This window comes from Pantoea jilinensis, assembly GCF_019104105.1.
Classification (GTDB): domain Bacteria; phylum Pseudomonadota; class Gammaproteobacteria; order Enterobacterales; family Enterobacteriaceae; genus Pantoea; species Pantoea eucalypti.
The window spans coordinates 3,829,767-3,847,736 of record NZ_CP077746.1; the positions used below are offsets into that span (position 1 = coordinate 3,829,767).

Genomic DNA, 17,970 nt, shown 5'->3' on the forward strand with positions numbered 1-17,970 from the left:
CCATATTCTGGCACTCTTCTGCCTGCACGCACCGATAGCCACAATTTTCAGCCCCCCAAATGTAGACCAGACAGGGGGCCAATGTGAAGCCTCCAGGCGCGCTAATTCGGGCCTGAAGTCACGTTTTATCGCCTTACTGCTGGAAATTTATACCGATGTTGCTAATTCCAGCTTCACGCAGATCAGATCGCAGACCTTTAATCAATTCAAGGTCGCGCTCTTCACACTCCGCCAGCAGGCGGAAAATCTCCCACTGAAGGTCCCACTCATCGATGATAGCCGGGTTTTCACGCAGCTCGTCATCGGTCATTTCGCGTCCAGCCTGGGTCATCTCCAGCATAGCGACAGTGGTAATTGACGTCTCGCTGACTTCAATTGCATGTTCAAGCGTTTCACCGCTCAGCTGCGCATGCACGACTTCGCTTAGTGCCACGCAGGCATCAATAGCCGGGTAAACGCCGTAAACGTCAAACGCATCGCCATCCGGAATGGCAGCTTCGAGCTTTTCCAGCTGGCTGTCGAAGTTAATCTTCGCATCTTTGACCGTCAGGTTTTCCCAGATCAGATCAAGAATGCGACGATAGAGCGCCGGATCGGCAAATTCAGTCTGCTCGCAGAACGCCCGATAGTTGGGATACATGCGCTCGCACAGGCAGGCCATAAACGTAAGGTGCTGCCAGCTTTCCAGCTTCGCCAGACGCAGATGAACGGGATTTTGTAACATAAAGGTGGCTCTTATTCGTTTCGCTGGCCGCAGTGTAACTGCAAAACCGCAGCACAAACAGTGTTAAAGCGCGTTTTGCCAGCGCTGGAAAGCGGTTCTGTTCGAGGCAACCGCATCGGCCCAGCGGGTCGGTTCCGGCAACCGGTAACCGCGCGTACAGTTTTCGACCCACTGCAGCGCAGTATTCAGGCTGACGCGATGACCCGTGGCGACAAACAACGGATTACAACGCAGCTTGCTGCGCCATACCCAGCCAATTTGCTCACCTTTGTCGATCAGCGGCTGCCGGCTCCCGGGCTGCGCGTCCAGATCGTCAAAACGACCGCACAAACGGCTTTTCGCAACGCCAATCGTCGGCACATCCACCAGCAGGCCAAAATGCGATGCGACGCCCAGTCGTCTTGGATGCGAAATACCGTGCCCATCCACAAACAGCAGGTCCGGCTTTTGTTCCAGCATCTGCCAGGCGGCCATCAGTGCCGGATACTCGCGGAATGAGAGAAAGCCCGGAATGTAGGGCATGGTGGTCTCAACGCGCGCGATACGATGCTCCACCAGCGTTAGCGAGGGATACTCCAGTATCACCATCGCCGCCCGCGTTACGGTGCCTTCCTGCTCAAATCCAACGTCCGCCCCGCCGATAAAACGGGGCGGCAGCACATCAAAGTCATCCTCACGCACTACCTCAGCGGCGCGTTGTAACTGCTCAGCGCGGAGTGCGGCAATGTCCATAATTACTCCTGATGCCAGGGACGTGATAAACGATGCACCGCTTCAACAAAGACACCCGCATTTTCAGGTGGTACATCCTGATGAATGCCGTGACCCAGATTGAAGACATGCCCGGTACCCGAGCCAAAACGTTCCAGGATGCCGGCCACTTCCTGTTCAATACGCTCCGGTGCCGCATAGAGCATTGAAGGATCCATGTTGCCCTGTAGCGCAACTTTGTCGCCCACGCGACGGCGGGCGTCGTCAATATCGGTGGTCCAGTCGAGACCCAGCGCATCACAACCGGTGGCTGCCATCGCTTCCAGCCACTGCCCGCCGCCTTTGGTGAAGAGCGTCACCGGCACGCGGCGACCGTCATTTTCACGCAGCAGGCCATCAACAATTTTATGCATGTAGTGAAGTGAGAACTCGCGATAATCACGACCGGTCAGCACGCCGCCCCAGGTATCAAACACCATGACAGACTGCGCACCGGCGCGGATCTGAGCATTGAGGTAGAGGATGACGCTGTCGGCCAGCTTATCCAGCATCGCGTGCAGCGTAGCCGGATCGGCATACATCATCTTTTTGATTTTGGTAAACGCCTTGCTGCTGCCACCTTCCACCATGTAGGTGGCCAGCGTCCATGGACTGCCTGAGAAGCCAATCAGCGGCAGATCGCCGTTCAGGTTCTTACGGATGGTGCGGACCGCATTCATCACGTAGCCCAGTTCCATTTCTGGATCGGGTACCGGTAAACGCTCAACGTCAGCGCGACAGGTCACAGGGTTAGAGAAACGCGGGCCTTCGCCGGTTTCAAAGTAGAGACCCAGTCCCATCGCATCAGGAATGGTCAGGATGTCACTGAAGAGGATAGCGGCATCCAGCGGATAACGGCGCAGCGGCTGCAGGGTGACTTCGCAGGCCAGCTCGGCGTTTTTGCATAGCGACATAAAGTCACCCGCCTGGGCGCGTGTCGCTTTGTACTCCGGCAAATAGCGACCGGCTTGTCGCATCATCCATACCGGCGTGACATCAACTGGCTGGCGTAACAGGGCACGCAAATAACGATCGTTCTTCAGTTCACTCATCTCAACACTCTCTCAATAACAGGCGTGTAGTGTAGCACTTTCACGCTTCGGCGCGGCACAGGGCGACAGTATCTTCAATCAGACGACGCGCCACGGTGCCGGGAGGTGGCAGCAACGGCAGGTCATCAAAACGGAACCAGGCCGCATCCAGCAGTTCTTTGCCGTCGTGTTGCAGATCGCCGCTGTCATACTCTGCCATAAATGCTGTCATCAGCGATTGCGGGAAGGGCCACGGCTGGGAGGTCACGTAACGGACATTTTTGACGCGGATATTGCTCTCTTCCATCACTTCACGGGCCACGGCCTGCTCCAGTGTCTCACCGACTTCGACAAACCCCGCCAGCACGGTATAGACCTTATTGCGATGGCGGGCATGGTTCGCCAGCAGGATTTCATCGCCGCGACGGATCGCCACAATAATGCAGGGTGCAATCTGCGGATAGTAACGCTCGCGGCAATGGCTGCAGAGACAGGCAAATTCATGTTTGCTGTGATGCATTTCATGGCCGCAATAGCCGCACCAGCGATGAGAACGGTAGAATTCCGCCAGCTGAACACCGCGACCCACCAGCTGAAACAGCGCTGCATCCTGATCGATTAGCTGACGGACTGAGAACATATCGGCAGAACGCGGTTCACAAATCAGCCAGACTTTTTCGCCCTGCCACTCACCGATGGTCCGGGCCTTACTGCCAGTTAAACCAAATTTTTCGGCGTTTCCGTGGGGTAAATCACCTTGTGGCAACCAAATTTTCTGTTCATGGCTGACAATCCACCATCCAGCGTCTACGCTTGAGATTTCGCATTGCATTTATTTCGTCATCCTTAGCGTCAAATCGCACGCTGAAGCCCTGATGTTAAGTGTGTAGATAAACAACTATAACTCACATGGAGTTAGATATGCTTAACCAGTTAGACGTCCTGGCTGAACGCGTAGGTGGCAGTAATGAACTGGTCGATTCGTGGCTTGAAGCCCGTCGTCAGCTACTGGTGACCTATTATCACCTGGTGGGTCTTAAACCTAATAAAGAGGCGCTGACGCGTCTGGATGAACAGGCGCTCGACAACTTTTGTCATGGCCTGGTCGATTATCTTTCTGCGGGTCACTTCAGTATCTATGAACGCGTGATCAGTGAAATGAGTGGCGACAGCCCGATGATCGCTGCCGCGCAGATCTATCCCCCGCTGGAAGCCAATACGGAACGTCTGATGCAGCTCTATGACGGCCACCTTCAGCAGGCGATTGATGACGAAAACTGCATGACCTTCCAGCAGGCGTTGTCCGAAGTGGGCGAAGTGCTGGAAGCCCGGTTTACACTTGAAGATAAGCTGATTCAGCTGGCATGGGACAACAAGCTCGTCCCCCCGCCAGTGGCGAATGACAGCCAAATCGCCCGCCCGGCCTGATTATCGCCGTCGGGAAAGGGGTTGAGATTATCTTCCAGCCCTTTTATGCTAAACAGGTTCTGCGGAGCGCTTTCCAATGAACCTTTTTTATTTGTGCTTTGAAATTTAAGCTTTTTACGCCGGAGTCTGTTACAGGACGCCAGTGCAAAAAGTAGCTTCTTGTCGGAGTGCCCAGTTGGGCTGAGACCGTTAATTCGGGATCCGCGGAACCTGATCAGGTTAGAACCTGCGAAGGGAACAAGAGTAAATATTCTCTGTATGTCAGCACGCTTACGCTGTCTATACGGTTACTCCTTCCGAACTCCGGACAAGCATCGTTCCCTCTTAACAGGAAGATTGCTATGTCTGACCCAAAAATGACCCGTCGTGAACAGCGTGCCCAGGCGCAGGAATTTATCGATTCTCTGCAAAGCGGCAGTGCCTTTCCCCAGTCCCGTCGCATCTGGATTACCGGCAGCCGGGAGGATATTCGCGTACCCATGCGTGAAATTACCCTGAGCCCGACCCACACTGGCGGTAGCAAAGAACAGCCTCTCTATGAGCAAAATGAAGCGGTGCCGGTCTATGACACGGCAGGCGCTTATGGTGATCCCGCGGCAGAGATTGATGTGCATCGTGGCCTGGAAAAGCTGCGCGCGCGCTGGATTACTGAACGCGGCGACAGCGAACTTCTTGAACAGAACAGCTCAGGCTATACCCAACAGCGACTGGCTGATGAGGGGCTGGATCATCTGCGCTTCGATCACCTTCCGACACCGCGCCGTGCCCGTGCCGGGCGCCGCGTCACGCAGCTGCACTATGCCCGCCAGGGGATCATCACCCCGGAGATGGAGTTTATCGCTCTGCGCGAAAACATGGGGCGCGAGCGAATCCGCAGTGAGGTGCTGCTGCAACAGCATCCGGGTCACAGCTTTGGTGCGCATCTGCCCGCCCGCATCACCCCCGAGTTTGTGCGTCAGGAAGTTGCTGCCGGACGCGCTATCATCCCGGCGAATATCAATCACCCTGAATCAGAGCCCATGATCATAGGCCGCAACTTTCTGGTTAAGGTTAACGCCAACATCGGTAATTCGGCGGTGACCTCTTCCATTGAAGAAGAAGTGGAAAAGCTGGTCTGGTCAACTCGCTGGGGTGCCGATACGGTGATGGATCTCTCTACCGGTCGTTATATTCATGAAACGCGCGAATGGATTTTGCGCAACAGCCCGGTGCCTATTGGTACGGTGCCGATCTATCAGGCGCTGGAAAAAGTGAATGGCGTGGCGGAGGCGCTGAACTGGGAAATATTCCGGGACACGCTGCTTGAACAGGCGGAACAGGGCGTCGATTACTTCACTATCCACGCGGGCGTGCTACTGCGTTATGTCCCGATGACGGCGAAACGTCTGACCGGCATCGTCTCGCGGGGCGGATCGATCATGGCGAAGTGGTGCCTGTCCCATCATCAGGAGAGTTTCCTCTATCAGCACTTCCGTGAGATCTGTGAAATCTGTGCGGCGTACGATGTCTCCCTGTCGCTGGGCGATGGCCTGCGTCCGGGTTCGATTCAGGATGCCAACGATGAAGCGCAGTTTGCCGAACTGCGTACCCTGGGTGAACTGACCCGTATTGCCTGGGAATATGATGTTCAGGTAATGATTGAAGGTCCGGGCCACGTGCCGATGCATATGATCCGCCGCAACATGACGGAACAGCTCGAGCTGTGCGATGAAGCCCCCTTCTACACCCTCGGTCCGCTGACCACCGATATCGCGCCCGGCTATGACCATTTCACCTCGGGTATCGGTGCCGCCATGATTGGCTGGTTTGGTTGTGCGATGCTGTGTTATGTCACACCTAAAGAGCATCTGGGTCTGCCCAACAAAGAGGATGTGAAACAGGGATTGATCACCTACAAAATCGCGGCGCATGCCGCCGATCTGGCCAAAGGCCACCCCGCTGCGCAGATCCGTGATAACGCCATGTCCAAAGCGCGCTTTGAATTCCGCTGGGAAGATCAATTCAATCTGGCGCTGGATCCCCACACGGCGCGTGCTATGCATGACGAAACCCTGCCGCAGGAGTCAGGAAAGGTGGCTCATTTCTGCTCGATGTGTGGCCCTAAATTCTGCTCAATGAAAATTTCTCAGGAGGTGCGCGAGTTTGCAGCACGCCAGGATGCGCGTGCCGAGCCGGTTGAAGTGGGCATGGCGCAGATGTCAGACCGTTTTCGCAGCCACGGCGGTGAGCTTTATCACCCTGCCGATGCCATTAAGGAGGAGTAACGATGCCCGCATTCCCTGCTACCGCCCCGCGCCTGGGGCTTTATCCGGTGGTTGATAGCCCCGAGTGGATTGAACGCCTGCTGGAGATGGGCGTTCGCACGCTGCAGCTGCGCATTAAGGATCAGCCCGATGCGATCGCTGAGCCCGCTATTGCCCATGCGATTGCACTGGGAAAACGCTATGACGCACGCCTGTTTATCAATGACTACTGGCAGCTGGCAATTAAACATCAGGCTTATGGCATACATCTGGGGCAGGAGGATATGGATGTGGCCGATCTTGCCCGCATTCATCAGGCCGGATTGCGTCTGGGGCTCTCCACCCATGACGACGCGGAGCTGGATCGCGCGCTGGCAACCCAGCCCTCTTACATCGCACTTGGGCATATTTTCCCGACGCAGACTAAAGAGATGCCTTCTGCGCCGCAGGGCATTGAGCAGCTGAAGCGACATCTGGCACGCCTGACGCATATTCCCACTGTGGCGATTGGCGGTATCTCGATTGCGCGAGCACCTGAGGTACTGGCAACCGGCGTTGGGAGTATTGCGGTAGTGAGTGCGATTACTCAGGCAGATGACTGGCGTGAAGCAACCCGGACATTGATGGCGCTGGCAGAACCTGGCCATTAAGGATTTGTGGAAGCTGTACCACATAGCCGCTGCAAAACGGGTAATGCCCGCATTCTTCCGGGAAAGCAGCGCGCAAACGTGAGGGTTGCCGCTGGCGTGCTGTGAGCCAAAACCTTAATGTGGCATCCGTCAGGTTAAGGTTAACTGACCAGGGCCGGTTCCCTCCTCTTGCCGGCCCTGCTTCTTCTTTCCTCTATACGATAGCAGAGGCTGAAGTCTGCGGCTCATGCTGACACGAGAGCATAGCGCGTTCGACAGCCGCACCCACCCGCGCCAGCGCCTGTTCAGTTTGCTCGTTTATTGGCAGCCCGTAATTTAAGCGCAGGCAGTTGCGATATTTGCCCGAGGCCGAAAAGAGTGAGCCTGCGGCAATCTGAATTTTTGATTCGCGCAGTTCCCGGTTAAGCAGGACCGCATCAAATGCTTCCGGGAGTTCAATCCACATCAGAAAACCGCCCTGAGGACGGGAAACGCAGATGCCACAGGGAAAGTAGTGGCGCACCCAGCAGCTAAAGGTTTCATAGTTACGATGATAGATTTGCCGCATCCGCCGTAGATGCAGCTGATAATGGCCCTGGCGGATAAACTCCGCAACCGCATGCTGAGGCTGCGTGGCGGTGGAGCCTGTGACGATATATTTCATGTGCAGCACGCGGTCGCGATAGCGTCCTGGTGCAACCCAGCCGACACGTAAACCGGGCGCCAGCGTTTTAGAAAAAGAGCTGCACAGCAGAACCCGGCCATCGAGATCCAGCGCTTTAATAGTAGGTGGGCGCGGGTATTCCCAGGCTAACTCACCATAAACATCATCTTCGATTACCGCCGCATCAAACCGCTGCGCCAGCGCCAGCAATGCCCGCTTACGCTGTTCAGGCATGATGAATCCCAACGGATTATTGCAGTTCGGCACAACAACGACTGCTTTAATCGGCCATTGATCAAAGGCCAGTTCCAGCGCTTCCAGACTGATGCCGGTGACCGCATCTGTTGGGATCTCAATGGCACGAATGCCAAAGCCGCGCAGGGTTTGCATGATGCCGTGAAACGACGGTGACTCAACGGCAATGATATCGCCCGGCTCGCAGACAGCCCGAACGGCGACCGATAACGCCTCATGGCAGCCGGTGGTAATAACAATGTCATCGGCGGTGAGCTGGCAGCCGCTGTCTATTGCCAGCCGTGCAACCTGTTGTCGCAGCGCGAGAACACCATAGAGGTTGTCATAATTCAGCAGCGCCATGTCCTGCTTCTGCGCCTGACGGCTGAATGCTTTCCACAGCGGCTTAAGCGTCGGCTGAGTCACATCCGGCATGCCGCTGCCCAGCTGCAACACATCATCCTCCAGTCGGCTGTTAATCAGCTCCAGCACCGCATCCCACTGCGTCACCTCAACCGGCCGCTGTGCAGGACGGGTCAGCGCAGGCATCGGGGGTGTTGCTTTGCGCGAGGCGACAAAATAGCCGGAGCGAGACTGCGGCGTGATCATCTGCTTCTCTTCCAGCAGATGATAAGCCTGCTGTACGGTGCTGATACTGACGCCATGTTCGGCACTCAGACTGCGTACCGAAGGCAGGCGCTCACCACTGCGATATAAACCCTGTTCAATGCGCTGAGCCAGCAGTGTGGCCAGATGTTCATATCGCGTCATTGTATTTCCTCTGTCTCAGATGATGAGCATTAACCAGTACAGTTATGCTTCTTTTTTACCATTCAGATCACGACAACCGCAATCTGTATGTTAAAAAAAGGTGATTTTTGCGTCTGTATCATACAGAGCGATGCGATGAAAATGGTCCTCAGATACTTCACTGAGGGCACTATCATGGGATACGACGAGAATCGCGCAGCTAAACCCTTTACAGGCACACCTTACCAGCTGGTTCGTTTCATGTGGCGTAGTTATAAACGCTGGCAACTACGGCGTGAAACCCGCGTCATCCTGTCGAAACTGAGTGACAGTCAGTTGAAAGACATTGGTCTCAGGCGCAACGACTGGAATGCCTGAATGACAGACAAAAAAAACCCTGCCGAGGCAGGGTTTTTATCAGGCAAAGAACGATTAATCGTTTTTGTTGCCGCCGAGACCGGCGTTCAACAGTTCAGCCAGGCTGGCTGAGGCTTCATCCGCAGTAACCTGCGGTGCAACCGGCACTTCACCTGCCGCTTTACGGCGCATACGATCCTGATGGTACGCATAACCGGTACCGGCCGGAATCAGACGACCCACGATGACGTTCTCTTTCAGGCCGCGCAGTTCGTCGCGCTTGCCTGCAACTGCTGCTTCGGTCAGGACACGTGTCGTCTCCTGGAACGATGCTGCAGAGATGAACGATTCGGTAGCCAGTGACGCTTTGGTAATACCCAACAGGTCACGCATGAAGGTTGCGCCAACTTTTCCGTTCGCTTCCAGATCACGGTTAGAGATCTTGATGCGAGAGAATTCAGCCTGCTCACCTTCCAGGAAGTCTGCACTTCCTGCGCTCACGATGGTTGCTTTACGCAGCATCTGACGAACGATGACTTCGATGTGCTTATCGTTAATCTTAACGCCCTGCAGACGGTAAACTTCCTGCACTTCGTTAGTGATGTAACGGGTCACCGCATGCACGCCACGCAAGCGCAGGATGTCATGTGGAGACTCTGGGCCATCGGAAACCACGTCACCGCGCTCAACACGTTCACCTTCGAACACGTTCAGCTGACGCCATTTCGGAATCATCTCTTCGTACGGCTCGCTACCATCCAGCGGGGTAATGACCAGACGACGCTTACCTTTGGTCTCTTTACCGAAGGAGATGATGCCGCTGATCTCTGCCAGAATAGCGGGCTCTTTCGGACGACGCGCTTCGAACAGGTCAGCAACGCGTGGCAGACCACCGGTAATATCTTTGGTACCGCCAGATTCCTGCGGAACACGCGCTAACGTGTCACCGGCACTGATCTTAACGCCATCTTCCAGCTGAACAATCGCTTTACCTGGCAGGAAGTACTGAGCCGGCATATCGGTGCCCGGGATCAGAACGTCGTTGCCGTTGGCATCAACAATTTTCAGCGCAGGACGCAGATCTTTACCGCCCGCAGTACGTTCAGCACTGTCCAGAACCACCAGCGAAGAGAGACCGGTTAAGTCATCTGTCTGACGGGTAATGGTCTGGCCATCAACCATGTCAGTGAAGCGAATGAAACCGCCCACTTCGGTGATGACTGGCATGGTATGCGGATCCCAGTTTGCAACGGTTTCGCCCGCGGCAACCTGCTCACCATCACCTTTCGCCATGGTAGAACCATAAGGAACTTTATAGCTCTCTTTGGTACGACCAAATTCGTCGATCATTTTCAGTTCAACGTTACGCGAGGTGATCACCAGCTTGCCTGCCGAGTTCGTTACGGACTTGGCGTTGGTCAGCTTGATGGTACCTTTGTTCTTCACCTGAATGCTGGATTCAGCAGCCGCACGTGATGCCGCACCACCGATGTGGAACGTACGCATCGTCAGCTGTGTACCTGGCTCACCGATGGACTGTGCTGCGATAACACCGATCGCTTCACCTTTGTTGATGATGTGACCACGTGCCAGGTCGCGACCGTAGCAATGCGCACACACACCAAAGTCGGTTTCACAACCTACAACAGAGCGGACTTTCAGGCTGTCAACTGAGTTCAGTTCCAGCACATCACACCAGTGCTCATCGAGCAGCGTGTTGCGTGGGACCAGAATGTCAGCAGTGCCCGGCTTCAGAACGTCTTCTGCCGTCACACGACCCAGTACACGTTCACGCAGTGGCTCTTTAACGTCGCCACCTTCGATGACAGGCGTCATCATGATGCCTTCGTGTGTACCACAGTCATCTTCGGTAACAACCAGATCCTGTGCAACGTCAACCAGACGACGCGTCAGATAACCGGAGTTCGCCGTTTTCAGTGCGGTATCCGCCAGACCTTTACGTGCACCGTGGGTTGAGATGAAGTACTGAAGTACGTTCAAACCCTCACGGAAGTTCGCCGTGATTGGTGTTTCGATGATGGAACCATCTGGTTTCGCCATCAGACCACGCATACCGGCCAGCTGACGAATCTGTGCAGCAGAACCACGCGCACCGGAGTCGGCCATCATAAAGATGCTGTTAAAGGAAACCTGTCGCTCTTCTGCACCGTCGCGGTTAATCACAACTTCGGTAGAGAGGTTCTCCATCATCGCCTTGGCAACACGTTCGTTGGCTGCTGCCCAGATATCGATGACTTTGTTGTAACGTTCGCCTGCGGTTACCAGACCAGACTGGAACTGTTCCTGAATTTCAGCCACTTCCGCTTCCGCTTCGGTGATGATTTCCACTTTCTTCTCTGGAATAACCATATCATCGATACCGACTGACGCGCCTGAACGGGCAGCGTAAGCGAAACCGGTGTACATGGTCTGGTCAGCAAAGATAACCGTCGGCTTCAGACCCAGAATGCGGTAACAGGTGTTAAGCATTTTGGAGATAGCTTTTTTGCCCAGCGCCTGGTTAACGATAGAGAACGGCAGACCTTTCGGCACGATCATCCACAGGATGGCACGGCCAATCGTTGTATCGATGATGCTGGTTTTAGCAACCCACTCATCCTGCTCGTTTTTCTCGTGTTCAGTGATACGCACTTTAACGCGAGCATGCAGAGAGGCCAGGCCAGCGCGATAAACACGCTCAGCTTCTTTCGGGCCAGTCAGCACCATGCCTTCGCCTTTAGCGTTAACACAGTCACGGGTCATGTAATACAGACCCAGTACAACGTCCTGAGAAGGAACGATGATTGGCTCGCCGTTCGCAGGTGACAGGATGTTGTTGGTCGACATCATCAGCGCACGCGCTTCCAGCTGGGCTTCCAGCGTCAGCGGTACGTGAACAGCCATCTGGTCACCATCGAAGTCGGCGTTATAGGCCGCACAAACCAGCGGGTGCAGCTGGATTGCTTTACCTTCGATCAGAACCGGTTCAAAGGCCTGAATACCCAGACGGTGCAGCGTAGGCGCACGGTTCAGAAGAACCGGGTGCTCACGGATCACTTCGTCGAGGATATCCCAGACAACCGCTTCTTCGCGCTCAACCATTTTCTTCGCGGCTTTGATGGTGGTGGCCAGGCCACGCAGTTCCAGCTTGCCGTAAATGAACGGTTTGAACAGTTCGAGTGCCATTTTCTTAGGCAGACCGCACTGATGCAGACGCAGGTATGGACCAACGGTGATAACCGAACGACCAGAATAGTCGACACGTTTACCCAGCAGGTTCTGACGGAAACGACCCTGCTTACCTTTGATCATGTCAGCCAGCGATTTCAGCGGACGCTTGTTGGAACCGGTGATCGCACGACCGCGACGACCGTTGTCCAGCAGTGCATCGACCGCTTCCTGCAACATACGCTTTTCGTTGCGTACGATGATATCTGGCGCAGCCAGATCCAGCAGGCGCTTCAGACGGTTGTTACGGTTGATCACGCGACGATAAAGATCGTTCAGATCCGACGTTGCGAAACGGCCACCATCCAGCGGTACCAGCGGACGCAGATCCGGTGGCAGAACAGGCAGCACGGTCAGGATCATCCACTCTGGCTTGTTACCAGACTGTACGAACGCTTCCAGCAGCTTGATACGCTTGGTCAGCTTTTTACGTTTAGTTTCGGAGTTGGTTTCGTTCAGCTCTTCACGCAGCTGCTCGCACTCCTGCTCCAGATCCATGTTTTTCAACAGGGCCTGGATCGCTTCGGCGCCCATTTTGGCGTCGAACTCGTCACCGAACTCTTCCAGAGCGTCAAGGTACTGCTCTTCAGTCAGGATCTGACGCTTCTCGAGGTTGGTCATGCCACCTTCGATTACCACGTAAGATTCAAAGTAGAGCACGCGCTCGATGTCACGCAGTGGCATATCCAGCAGTAAGCCGATACGCGATGGCAGTGACTTCAGGAACCAGATGTGCGCAGTCGGCGACGCCAGTTCGATGTGGCCCATACGCTCACGGCGTACTTTAGTCTGGGTCACTTCAACGCCGCACTTCTCACAAATCACACCACGGTGTTTCAGGCGCTTATACTTGCCGCACAGGCACTCATAGTCTTTTACCGGCCCGAAGATACGGGCACAGAACAGACCATCGCGCTCTGGCTTAAAAGTACGGTAGTTAATGGTTTCTGGCTTTTTCACTTCACCAAAAGACCAGGAACGGATCATGTCTGGCGAAGCCAGCGCAATTTTGATCGCATCAAACTCTTCGGTCTTAGTTTGCGCTTTCAGAAACTTAAGTAAGTCTTTCACGGATTAGCTCCCGTCGGAGTGAGACTCAGAGGGCGTCCAACCGAAATTGAACGCCCCGTAACCAGTACAATTGCGAGCGCTTTAAACCCTGCGCTATCAGGCGGCGGCGAACCGCAGCCTGAAAAGGGGTTACTCGTCTTCCAGCTCGATGTTGATACCCAGCGAGCGAATCTCTTTCAACAGTACGTTGAAGGATTCCGGCATGCCCGGTTCCATCTGATGGTTACCGTCAACGATGTTTTTATACATCTTGGTACGGCCGTTGACGTCATCAGACTTAACGGTAAGCATTTCCTGCAGGGTATACGCGGCACCGTATGCTTCCAGTGCCCATACTTCCATCTCACCAAAGCGCTGACCACCGAACTGTGCCTTACCACCCAGCGGCTGCTGAGTAACCAGGCTGTAGGAACCGGTTGAACGTGCATGCATCTTGTCATCAACCAGGTGGTTGAGTTTCAGCATGTACATATAGCCAACGGTTACCTGACGTTCGAACTGCTCACCGGTACGGCCGTCAAACAGGGTAATCTGACCGGAAGAAGGCAAGCCGCCGAGCTGCAGCAGCTCTTTGATTTCACTCTCTTTCGCGCCATCAAACACCGGAGTGGCGATTGGCATACCTTTCTTCAGGTTCTCTGCCAGACGAAGAACTTCGTCATCGGAGAAGGTGTTCAGGTCAACTTTCTGACGCAGATCGCTACCCAGGTCATAGGCGCGCTGGATGAATTCGCGTAGTTTCGCGACTTCTTCCTGCTTCTTCAGCATGGCGTTGATCTTCTCGCCGATGCCTTTCGCTGCCATGCCCAGGTGGGTTTCCAGAATCTGACCGATGTTCATACGCGATGGTACGCCCAGCGGGTTCAGAACGATGTCAACCGGCGTGCCGTTTTCATCGTAAGGCATATCTTCGATCGGGTTGATCTTGGAGATAACACCTTTGTTACCGTGACGGCCTGCCATTTTGTCACCCGGCTGAATCTGACGCTTAACAGCCAGATAAACCTTAACGATTTTCAGCACGCCTGGTGCCAGATCATCGCCCTGGGTGATTTTACGACGCTTACCTTCGAGTTTTTTCTCAAACTCGTGCTTCAGTTCGTCGTACTGCTCTGCCAGCTGCTCCAGCTGGTTTTGCTTGGCTTCGTCAGTCAGACCCAGTTCCAGCCAGCGCTCGCGCGGCAGCTTGTCCAGTTTGTCTGCTTCAACGCCACCAGAAATCAGGACGTTCTGAATACGGCTGAACAGGCCCGCTTCCAGAATCTGCAGTTCTTCAGACAGGTCTTTTTTGGCCTGCTTCAGCTGCATCTCTTCAATTTCCAGCGCACGTTTGTCTTTTTCCACGCCATCGCGGGTAAAGACCTGAACGTCAATCACGGTGCCTGACACGCCATTCGGTACGCGCAGTGACGAATCTTTCACGTCAGAGGCTTTTTCACCGAAGATAGCGCGCAGCAGTTTCTCTTCTGGCGTCAGCTGGGTCTCACCTTTCGGCGTGACCTTACCAACCAGAATGTCACCACCGGTCACTTCAGCACCGATGTAGACAATGCCTGACTCATCCAGTTTAGAGAGAGCGGCTTCACCCACGTTCGGGATATCAGCGGTAATCTCTTCCGGCCCCAGTTTGGTGTCACGCGACACGCAAGCCAGTTCCTGAATATGGATAGTCGTAAAGCGATCTTCCTGAACCACACGCTCGGAGACCAGGATGGAGTCTTCGAAGTTGTAGCCGTTCCACGGCATGAACGCTACGCGCATGTTCTGGCCCAGTGCCAGTTCACCCAGATCGGTGGACGGGCCATCTGCCAGCACGTCGCCGCGCTCAACCGGCTCACCCAGAGAAACACATGGCATCTGGTTGATGCAGGTGTTCTGGTTAGAACGGGTATATTTGGTCAGGTTATAAATGTCGATACCGGCTTCGCCAGCATGCATTTCGTCTTCGTTCACTTTGATAACGATACGTGATGCGTCGACGTACTGAACGGTACCGCCACGTTTCGCAACGGCGGTAACACCGGAGTCAACAGCAACAGCACGTTCCATACCGGTACCAACCAGCGGCTTGTCAGCACGCAGAGTCGGAACGGCCTGACGTTGCATGTTCGCACCCATCAGGGCGCGGTTGGCGTCATCGTGTTCCAGGAACGGGATCAGGGACGCACCGACAGAAACGATCTGTTGGGTCGAAACGTCCATGTAGTCAACCTGATCACGGCTGAACAGACTTGATTCGCCTTTGCTACGGCAGGTGACTAAGTCATCAACAAACGCGCCGTTATCATCAAGAGGGGCGTTTGCCTGAGCGATAACGTAGTTACCCTCTTCGATAGCAGAGAGGTAATGAATCTCGTCAGAAACCAGACCGTCGATAACACGGCGATAAGGTGTCTCAAGGAAACCGTACTCGTTCGTCTGTGCATAAACAGACAAGGAGTTGATCAGACCGATGTTCGGGCCTTCAGGGGTTTCGATTGGGCAGACACGACCGTAGTGCGTTGGGTGTACGTCACGCACTTCGAAGCCGGCACGCTCACGCGTCAAACCACCCGGGCCGAGAGCAGAGATACGACGTTTGTGCGTAATCTCTGACAGCGGGTTGTTCTGATCCATGAACTGAGAAAGCTGGCTTGAACCAAAGAACTCTTTCACCGCGGCCGAAATCGGCTTCGCGTTGATCATGTCCTGTGGCATCAGGGTATCCAGGTCGCCCAGTGACAGACGCTCTTTAACCGCACGCTCAACACGCACCAGACCCACACGGAACTGGTTCTCAGCCATTTCACCGACTGAACGAATACGACGGTTACCGAGGTGGTCGATATCGTCCACTTCGCCTTTACCGTTACGGATGTCGATAAGCTTCTTCATCACTTCGATGATGTCGTCTTTGCTCAGGATGCCTGAACCTTCGATTTCATCACGCAGTAATGAGCGGTTGAACTTCATACGACCAACAGCAGACAGATCGTAACGATCTTCAGAGAAGAACAGGTTCTCAAACAGGTTCTCTGCTGCTTCGCGTGTTGGCGGCTCACCAGGACGCATCATGCGGTAGATCTCAACCAGTGCGCTCAGGCGATCGCTGGTTGGGTCGACACGCAGGGTCTCGGAGATATAAGGACCGTGGTCCAGATCGTTGGTGAACAGCGTTTCGATGCGCTTGTGACCGGACTGGCTCAGTTTAGCCAGCAGATCCAGTGACAGTTCCATGTTCGCTGCAATGATCAGCTCACCGGTGCTCTCATCGATGTAGTCTTTAGCGACCACTTTGCCCGCGATATATTCAACCGGAACTTCGATGTGCTGAATGCCATCTTTTTCCAGCTGACGGATATGGCGCGCAGTAATACGGCGTGCTTTTTCGACGTAGACGGTGCCGTTCGCTTCGATATCGAAGGTAGCGGTTTCACCGCGCAGGCGCTCAGGCACCAGCTCCATCTGCAGCTTGTTGTCACGGATTTCAAACACCACTTTCTCGAAGAAGATATCGAGGATCTGAGGTGTAGTGAACTGCAACGCACGCAGGATGATAGTGGCCGGCAGCTTACGACGACGGTCAATACGGACAAACAGGTTATCTTTCGGGTCAAACTCAAAGTCGAGCCATGATCCGCGGTAAGGGATGATACGTGCGTTGTACAGCACTTTACCCGATGAGTGGGTTTTACCCTTATCGCTATCAAAGAACACGCCAGGACTACGGTGCAGCTGAGAAACGATAACGCGTTCGGTACCATTAATAACAAAGGTACCGTTGTCGGTCATGAGCGGAATTTCGCCCATGTAGACTTCTTGTTCTTTAATGTCTTTTACGGTGCCTTCTGGCGCTTCGCGCTCATAGACCACCAGACGCAGTTTCACGCGCAGCGGTGCCGAATAGGTCACGCCACGGATCTGACACTCTTTCACGTCAAAGACAGGTTCACCCAGGCGATAGCTCACATACTGCAACTCAGAGTTGCCGCTGTAGCTCGCAATAGGGAATACAGAACGGAATGCAGCTTCCAGTCCGTACTGACCTTCTGGATCTTGCTCGATAAACTTCTGGAACGAGTCGAGCTGGATGGAAAGGAGATAAGGTATGTCCAGTACTTGCGGACGTTTACCAAAATCCTTACGAATACGTTTTTTCTCGGTATAGGAGTAAACCATAGGGTTCCTCAGCTAGCTGACAAGTCGACCCACGCTGTCCGTCCTGACAGGACAGTTCATGCAACACGATTTTGTTTGATTCACTGGCTGCGCGGCAGCAGTGCAATACCTCTTTCTATCACGCTTAAATCATTTCATCGCTTTTGAGAAGGCAGGGAACCCGCACAGGAAAGCGGTATATTAAGTCGTCGATAGAGAAAGATATTGAAGAGTAACAATGGACAAACAGTGTGAAACCCCATTGAGACCCTGTAGCGCAAAAAGGCTGGTGACCAAAAAGTCACCAGCCATCAGTCTGAAACTACTCAGACTGCAACCCGAAGGTTGTCTTACTTAACTTCAACTTCAGCGCCAGCTTCTTTCAGAGCAGCTTCAAGTGCAGCTGCGTCGTCTTTGCTGATTGCTTCTTTGATCACGCCAGTTGCTTCAACCAGGTCTTTGGCTTCTTTCAGGCCCAGACCAGTTGCAGTACGTACGGCTTTGATTACTGCTACCTTGTTCGGGCCAACAGCTTTCAGGACTACGTCGAATTCAGTTTTTTCTTCAACAGCTTCAGCCGGGCCAGCAGCAACAGCTACAGCAGCAGCAGCAGAAACGCCGAATTTTTCTTCCATTGCAGAAACCAGCTCAACAACTTCCATTACGGACATCGCTGCAACAGCTTCCAGAATTTGGTCTTTAGTGATAGACATGACAATTGTTC

12 protein-coding genes and 1 riboswitch are annotated in these 17,970 nt (G+C 54.2%); of the genes, 4 read left to right on the forward strand and 8 right to left on the reverse strand.

What is annotated here, in order from left to right; genetic code table 11:
- Positions 1 to 133: 133 nt before the first annotated feature.
- The 4 genes from KTJ90_RS18030 to nudC all read right to left on the reverse strand — a co-directional run bounded on the left by KTJ90_RS18030 (position 134) and on the right by nudC (position 3,337).
- A complete protein-coding gene (locus tag KTJ90_RS18030; protein ID WP_003850135.1) occupies positions 134 to 724 on the reverse strand; it encodes a YjaG family protein in 591 nt (196 codons plus the stop codon).
- A gap of 63 nt (positions 725 to 787) precedes the next feature.
- Positions 788 to 1,456 carry a deoxyribonuclease V gene (gene nfi / locus KTJ90_RS18035; RefSeq protein WP_003850133.1) on the reverse strand — a complete coding sequence of 223 codons (669 nt, stop codon included), beginning with the start codon at positions 1,454 to 1,456 and terminating at the stop codon, positions 788 to 790.
- Between the two features lie 2 nt (positions 1,457 to 1,458).
- Positions 1,459 to 2,526 carry a uroporphyrinogen decarboxylase gene (gene hemE / locus KTJ90_RS18040; protein ID WP_008927148.1) on the reverse strand — a complete coding sequence of 356 codons (1,068 nt, stop codon included), beginning with the start codon at positions 2,524 to 2,526 and terminating at the stop codon, positions 1,459 to 1,461.
- A gap of 40 nt (positions 2,527 to 2,566) precedes the next feature.
- Positions 2,567 to 3,337 (reverse strand): NAD(+) diphosphatase, encoded by a 771-nt coding sequence (nudC, locus tag KTJ90_RS18045; protein WP_003850129.1) that lies wholly within the window; start codon positions 3,335 to 3,337, stop codon positions 2,567 to 2,569.
- Between the two features lie 89 nt (positions 3,338 to 3,426).
- Here nudC and KTJ90_RS18050 point away from each other — a divergent pair, with 89 nt between their 5' ends.
- The 3 genes from KTJ90_RS18050 to thiE all read left to right on the forward strand — a co-directional run bounded on the left by KTJ90_RS18050 (position 3,427) and on the right by thiE (position 6,826).
- Positions 3,427 to 3,933, forward strand: coding sequence for an Rsd/AlgQ family anti-sigma factor (locus tag KTJ90_RS18050; protein ID WP_003850126.1), 507 nt, complete (start codon positions 3,427 to 3,429; stop codon positions 3,931 to 3,933).
- A gap of 153 nt (positions 3,934 to 4,086) precedes the next feature.
- Positions 4,087 to 4,187: riboswitch (TPP riboswitch) on the forward strand.
- Between the two features lie 87 nt (positions 4,188 to 4,274).
- Positions 4,275 to 6,197 carry a phosphomethylpyrimidine synthase ThiC gene (thiC, locus tag KTJ90_RS18055; protein WP_003850124.1) on the forward strand — a complete coding sequence of 641 codons (1,923 nt, stop codon included), beginning with the start codon at positions 4,275 to 4,277 and terminating at the stop codon, positions 6,195 to 6,197.
- A gap of 2 nt (positions 6,198 to 6,199) precedes the next feature.
- Positions 6,200 to 6,826: a beta/alpha barrel domain-containing protein gene (gene thiE / locus KTJ90_RS18060; RefSeq protein WP_499025644.1), complete on the forward strand. Its 627-nt coding sequence runs from the start codon at positions 6,200 to 6,202 to the stop codon at positions 6,824 to 6,826.
- Between the two features lie 193 nt (positions 6,827 to 7,019).
- On the opposite strand, the gene KTJ90_RS18065 is transcribed toward thiE, so the two are convergent.
- Positions 7,020 to 8,474, reverse strand: coding sequence for an aminotransferase-like domain-containing protein (locus tag KTJ90_RS18065; RefSeq protein WP_039660698.1), 1,455 nt, complete (start codon positions 8,472 to 8,474; stop codon positions 7,020 to 7,022).
- A gap of 174 nt (positions 8,475 to 8,648) precedes the next feature.
- On the opposite strand from KTJ90_RS18065, the gene KTJ90_RS18070 reads away from it, so the two are divergent.
- The gene (locus tag KTJ90_RS18070; protein ID WP_033743647.1) at positions 8,649 to 8,831 is read left to right on the forward strand and encodes a DUF1127 domain-containing protein; all 183 of its coding nucleotides are present in this window, start codon (positions 8,649 to 8,651) and stop codon (positions 8,829 to 8,831) included.
- A gap of 54 nt (positions 8,832 to 8,885) precedes the next feature.
- Here KTJ90_RS18070 and rpoC read toward each other — a convergent pair whose 3' ends face one another.
- From rpoC to rplL, 3 genes are all read right to left on the reverse strand, one after another.
- A complete protein-coding gene (rpoC, locus tag KTJ90_RS18075) occupies positions 8,886 to 13,109 on the reverse strand; it encodes a DNA-directed RNA polymerase subunit beta' (protein WP_003850116.1) in 4,224 nt (1,407 codons plus the stop codon).
- A 129-nt stretch (positions 13,110 to 13,238) separates the two neighbouring features.
- Positions 13,239 to 17,267 (reverse strand): DNA-directed RNA polymerase subunit beta, encoded by a 4,029-nt coding sequence (gene rpoB, locus KTJ90_RS18080; RefSeq protein WP_008927143.1) that lies wholly within the window; start codon positions 17,265 to 17,267, stop codon positions 13,239 to 13,241.
- 329 nt (positions 17,268 to 17,596) lie between these two features.
- Positions 17,597 to 17,959 (reverse strand): 50S ribosomal protein L7/L12, encoded by a 363-nt coding sequence (rplL, locus tag KTJ90_RS18085; protein ID WP_008927142.1) that lies wholly within the window; start codon positions 17,957 to 17,959, stop codon positions 17,597 to 17,599.
- Positions 17,960 to 17,970: the final 11 nt, after the last annotated feature.

Excerpts from the sequence above, each read along its gene's own strand:
- thiC (WP_003850124.1), top strand. The coding sequence starts at position 4,275 with ATGTCTGACCCAAAAATGACCCGTCGTGAACAGCGTGCCCAGGCGCAG.
- rplL (WP_008927142.1), bottom strand. The coding sequence starts at position 17,959 with ATGTCTATCACTAAAGACCAAATTCTGGAAGCTGTTGCAGCGATGTCC.
- rpoB (WP_008927143.1), bottom strand. The coding sequence starts at position 17,267 with ATGGTTTACTCCTATACCGAGAAAAAACGTATTCGTAAGGATTTTGGT.
- thiE (WP_499025644.1), top strand. The coding sequence starts at position 6,200 with ATGCCCGCATTCCCTGCTACCGCCCCGCGCCTGGGGCTTTATCCGGTG.
- hemE (WP_008927148.1), bottom strand. The coding sequence starts at position 2,526 with ATGAGTGAACTGAAGAACGATCGTTATTTGCGTGCCCTGTTACGCCAG.
- nudC (WP_003850129.1), bottom strand. The coding sequence starts at position 3,337 with ATGCAATGCGAAATCTCAAGCGTAGACGCTGGATGGTGGATTGTCAGC.
- KTJ90_RS18050 (WP_003850126.1), top strand. The coding sequence starts at position 3,427 with ATGCTTAACCAGTTAGACGTCCTGGCTGAACGCGTAGGTGGCAGTAAT.
- nfi (WP_003850133.1), bottom strand. The coding sequence starts at position 1,456 with ATGGACATTGCCGCACTCCGCGCTGAGCAGTTACAACGCGCCGCTGAG.
- KTJ90_RS18070 (WP_033743647.1), top strand. The coding sequence starts at position 8,649 with ATGGGATACGACGAGAATCGCGCAGCTAAACCCTTTACAGGCACACCT.
- KTJ90_RS18065 (WP_039660698.1), bottom strand. The coding sequence starts at position 8,474 with ATGACGCGATATGAACATCTGGCCACACTGCTGGCTCAGCGCATTGAA.
- KTJ90_RS18030 (WP_003850135.1), bottom strand. The coding sequence starts at position 724 with ATGTTACAAAATCCCGTTCATCTGCGTCTGGCGAAGCTGGAAAGCTGG.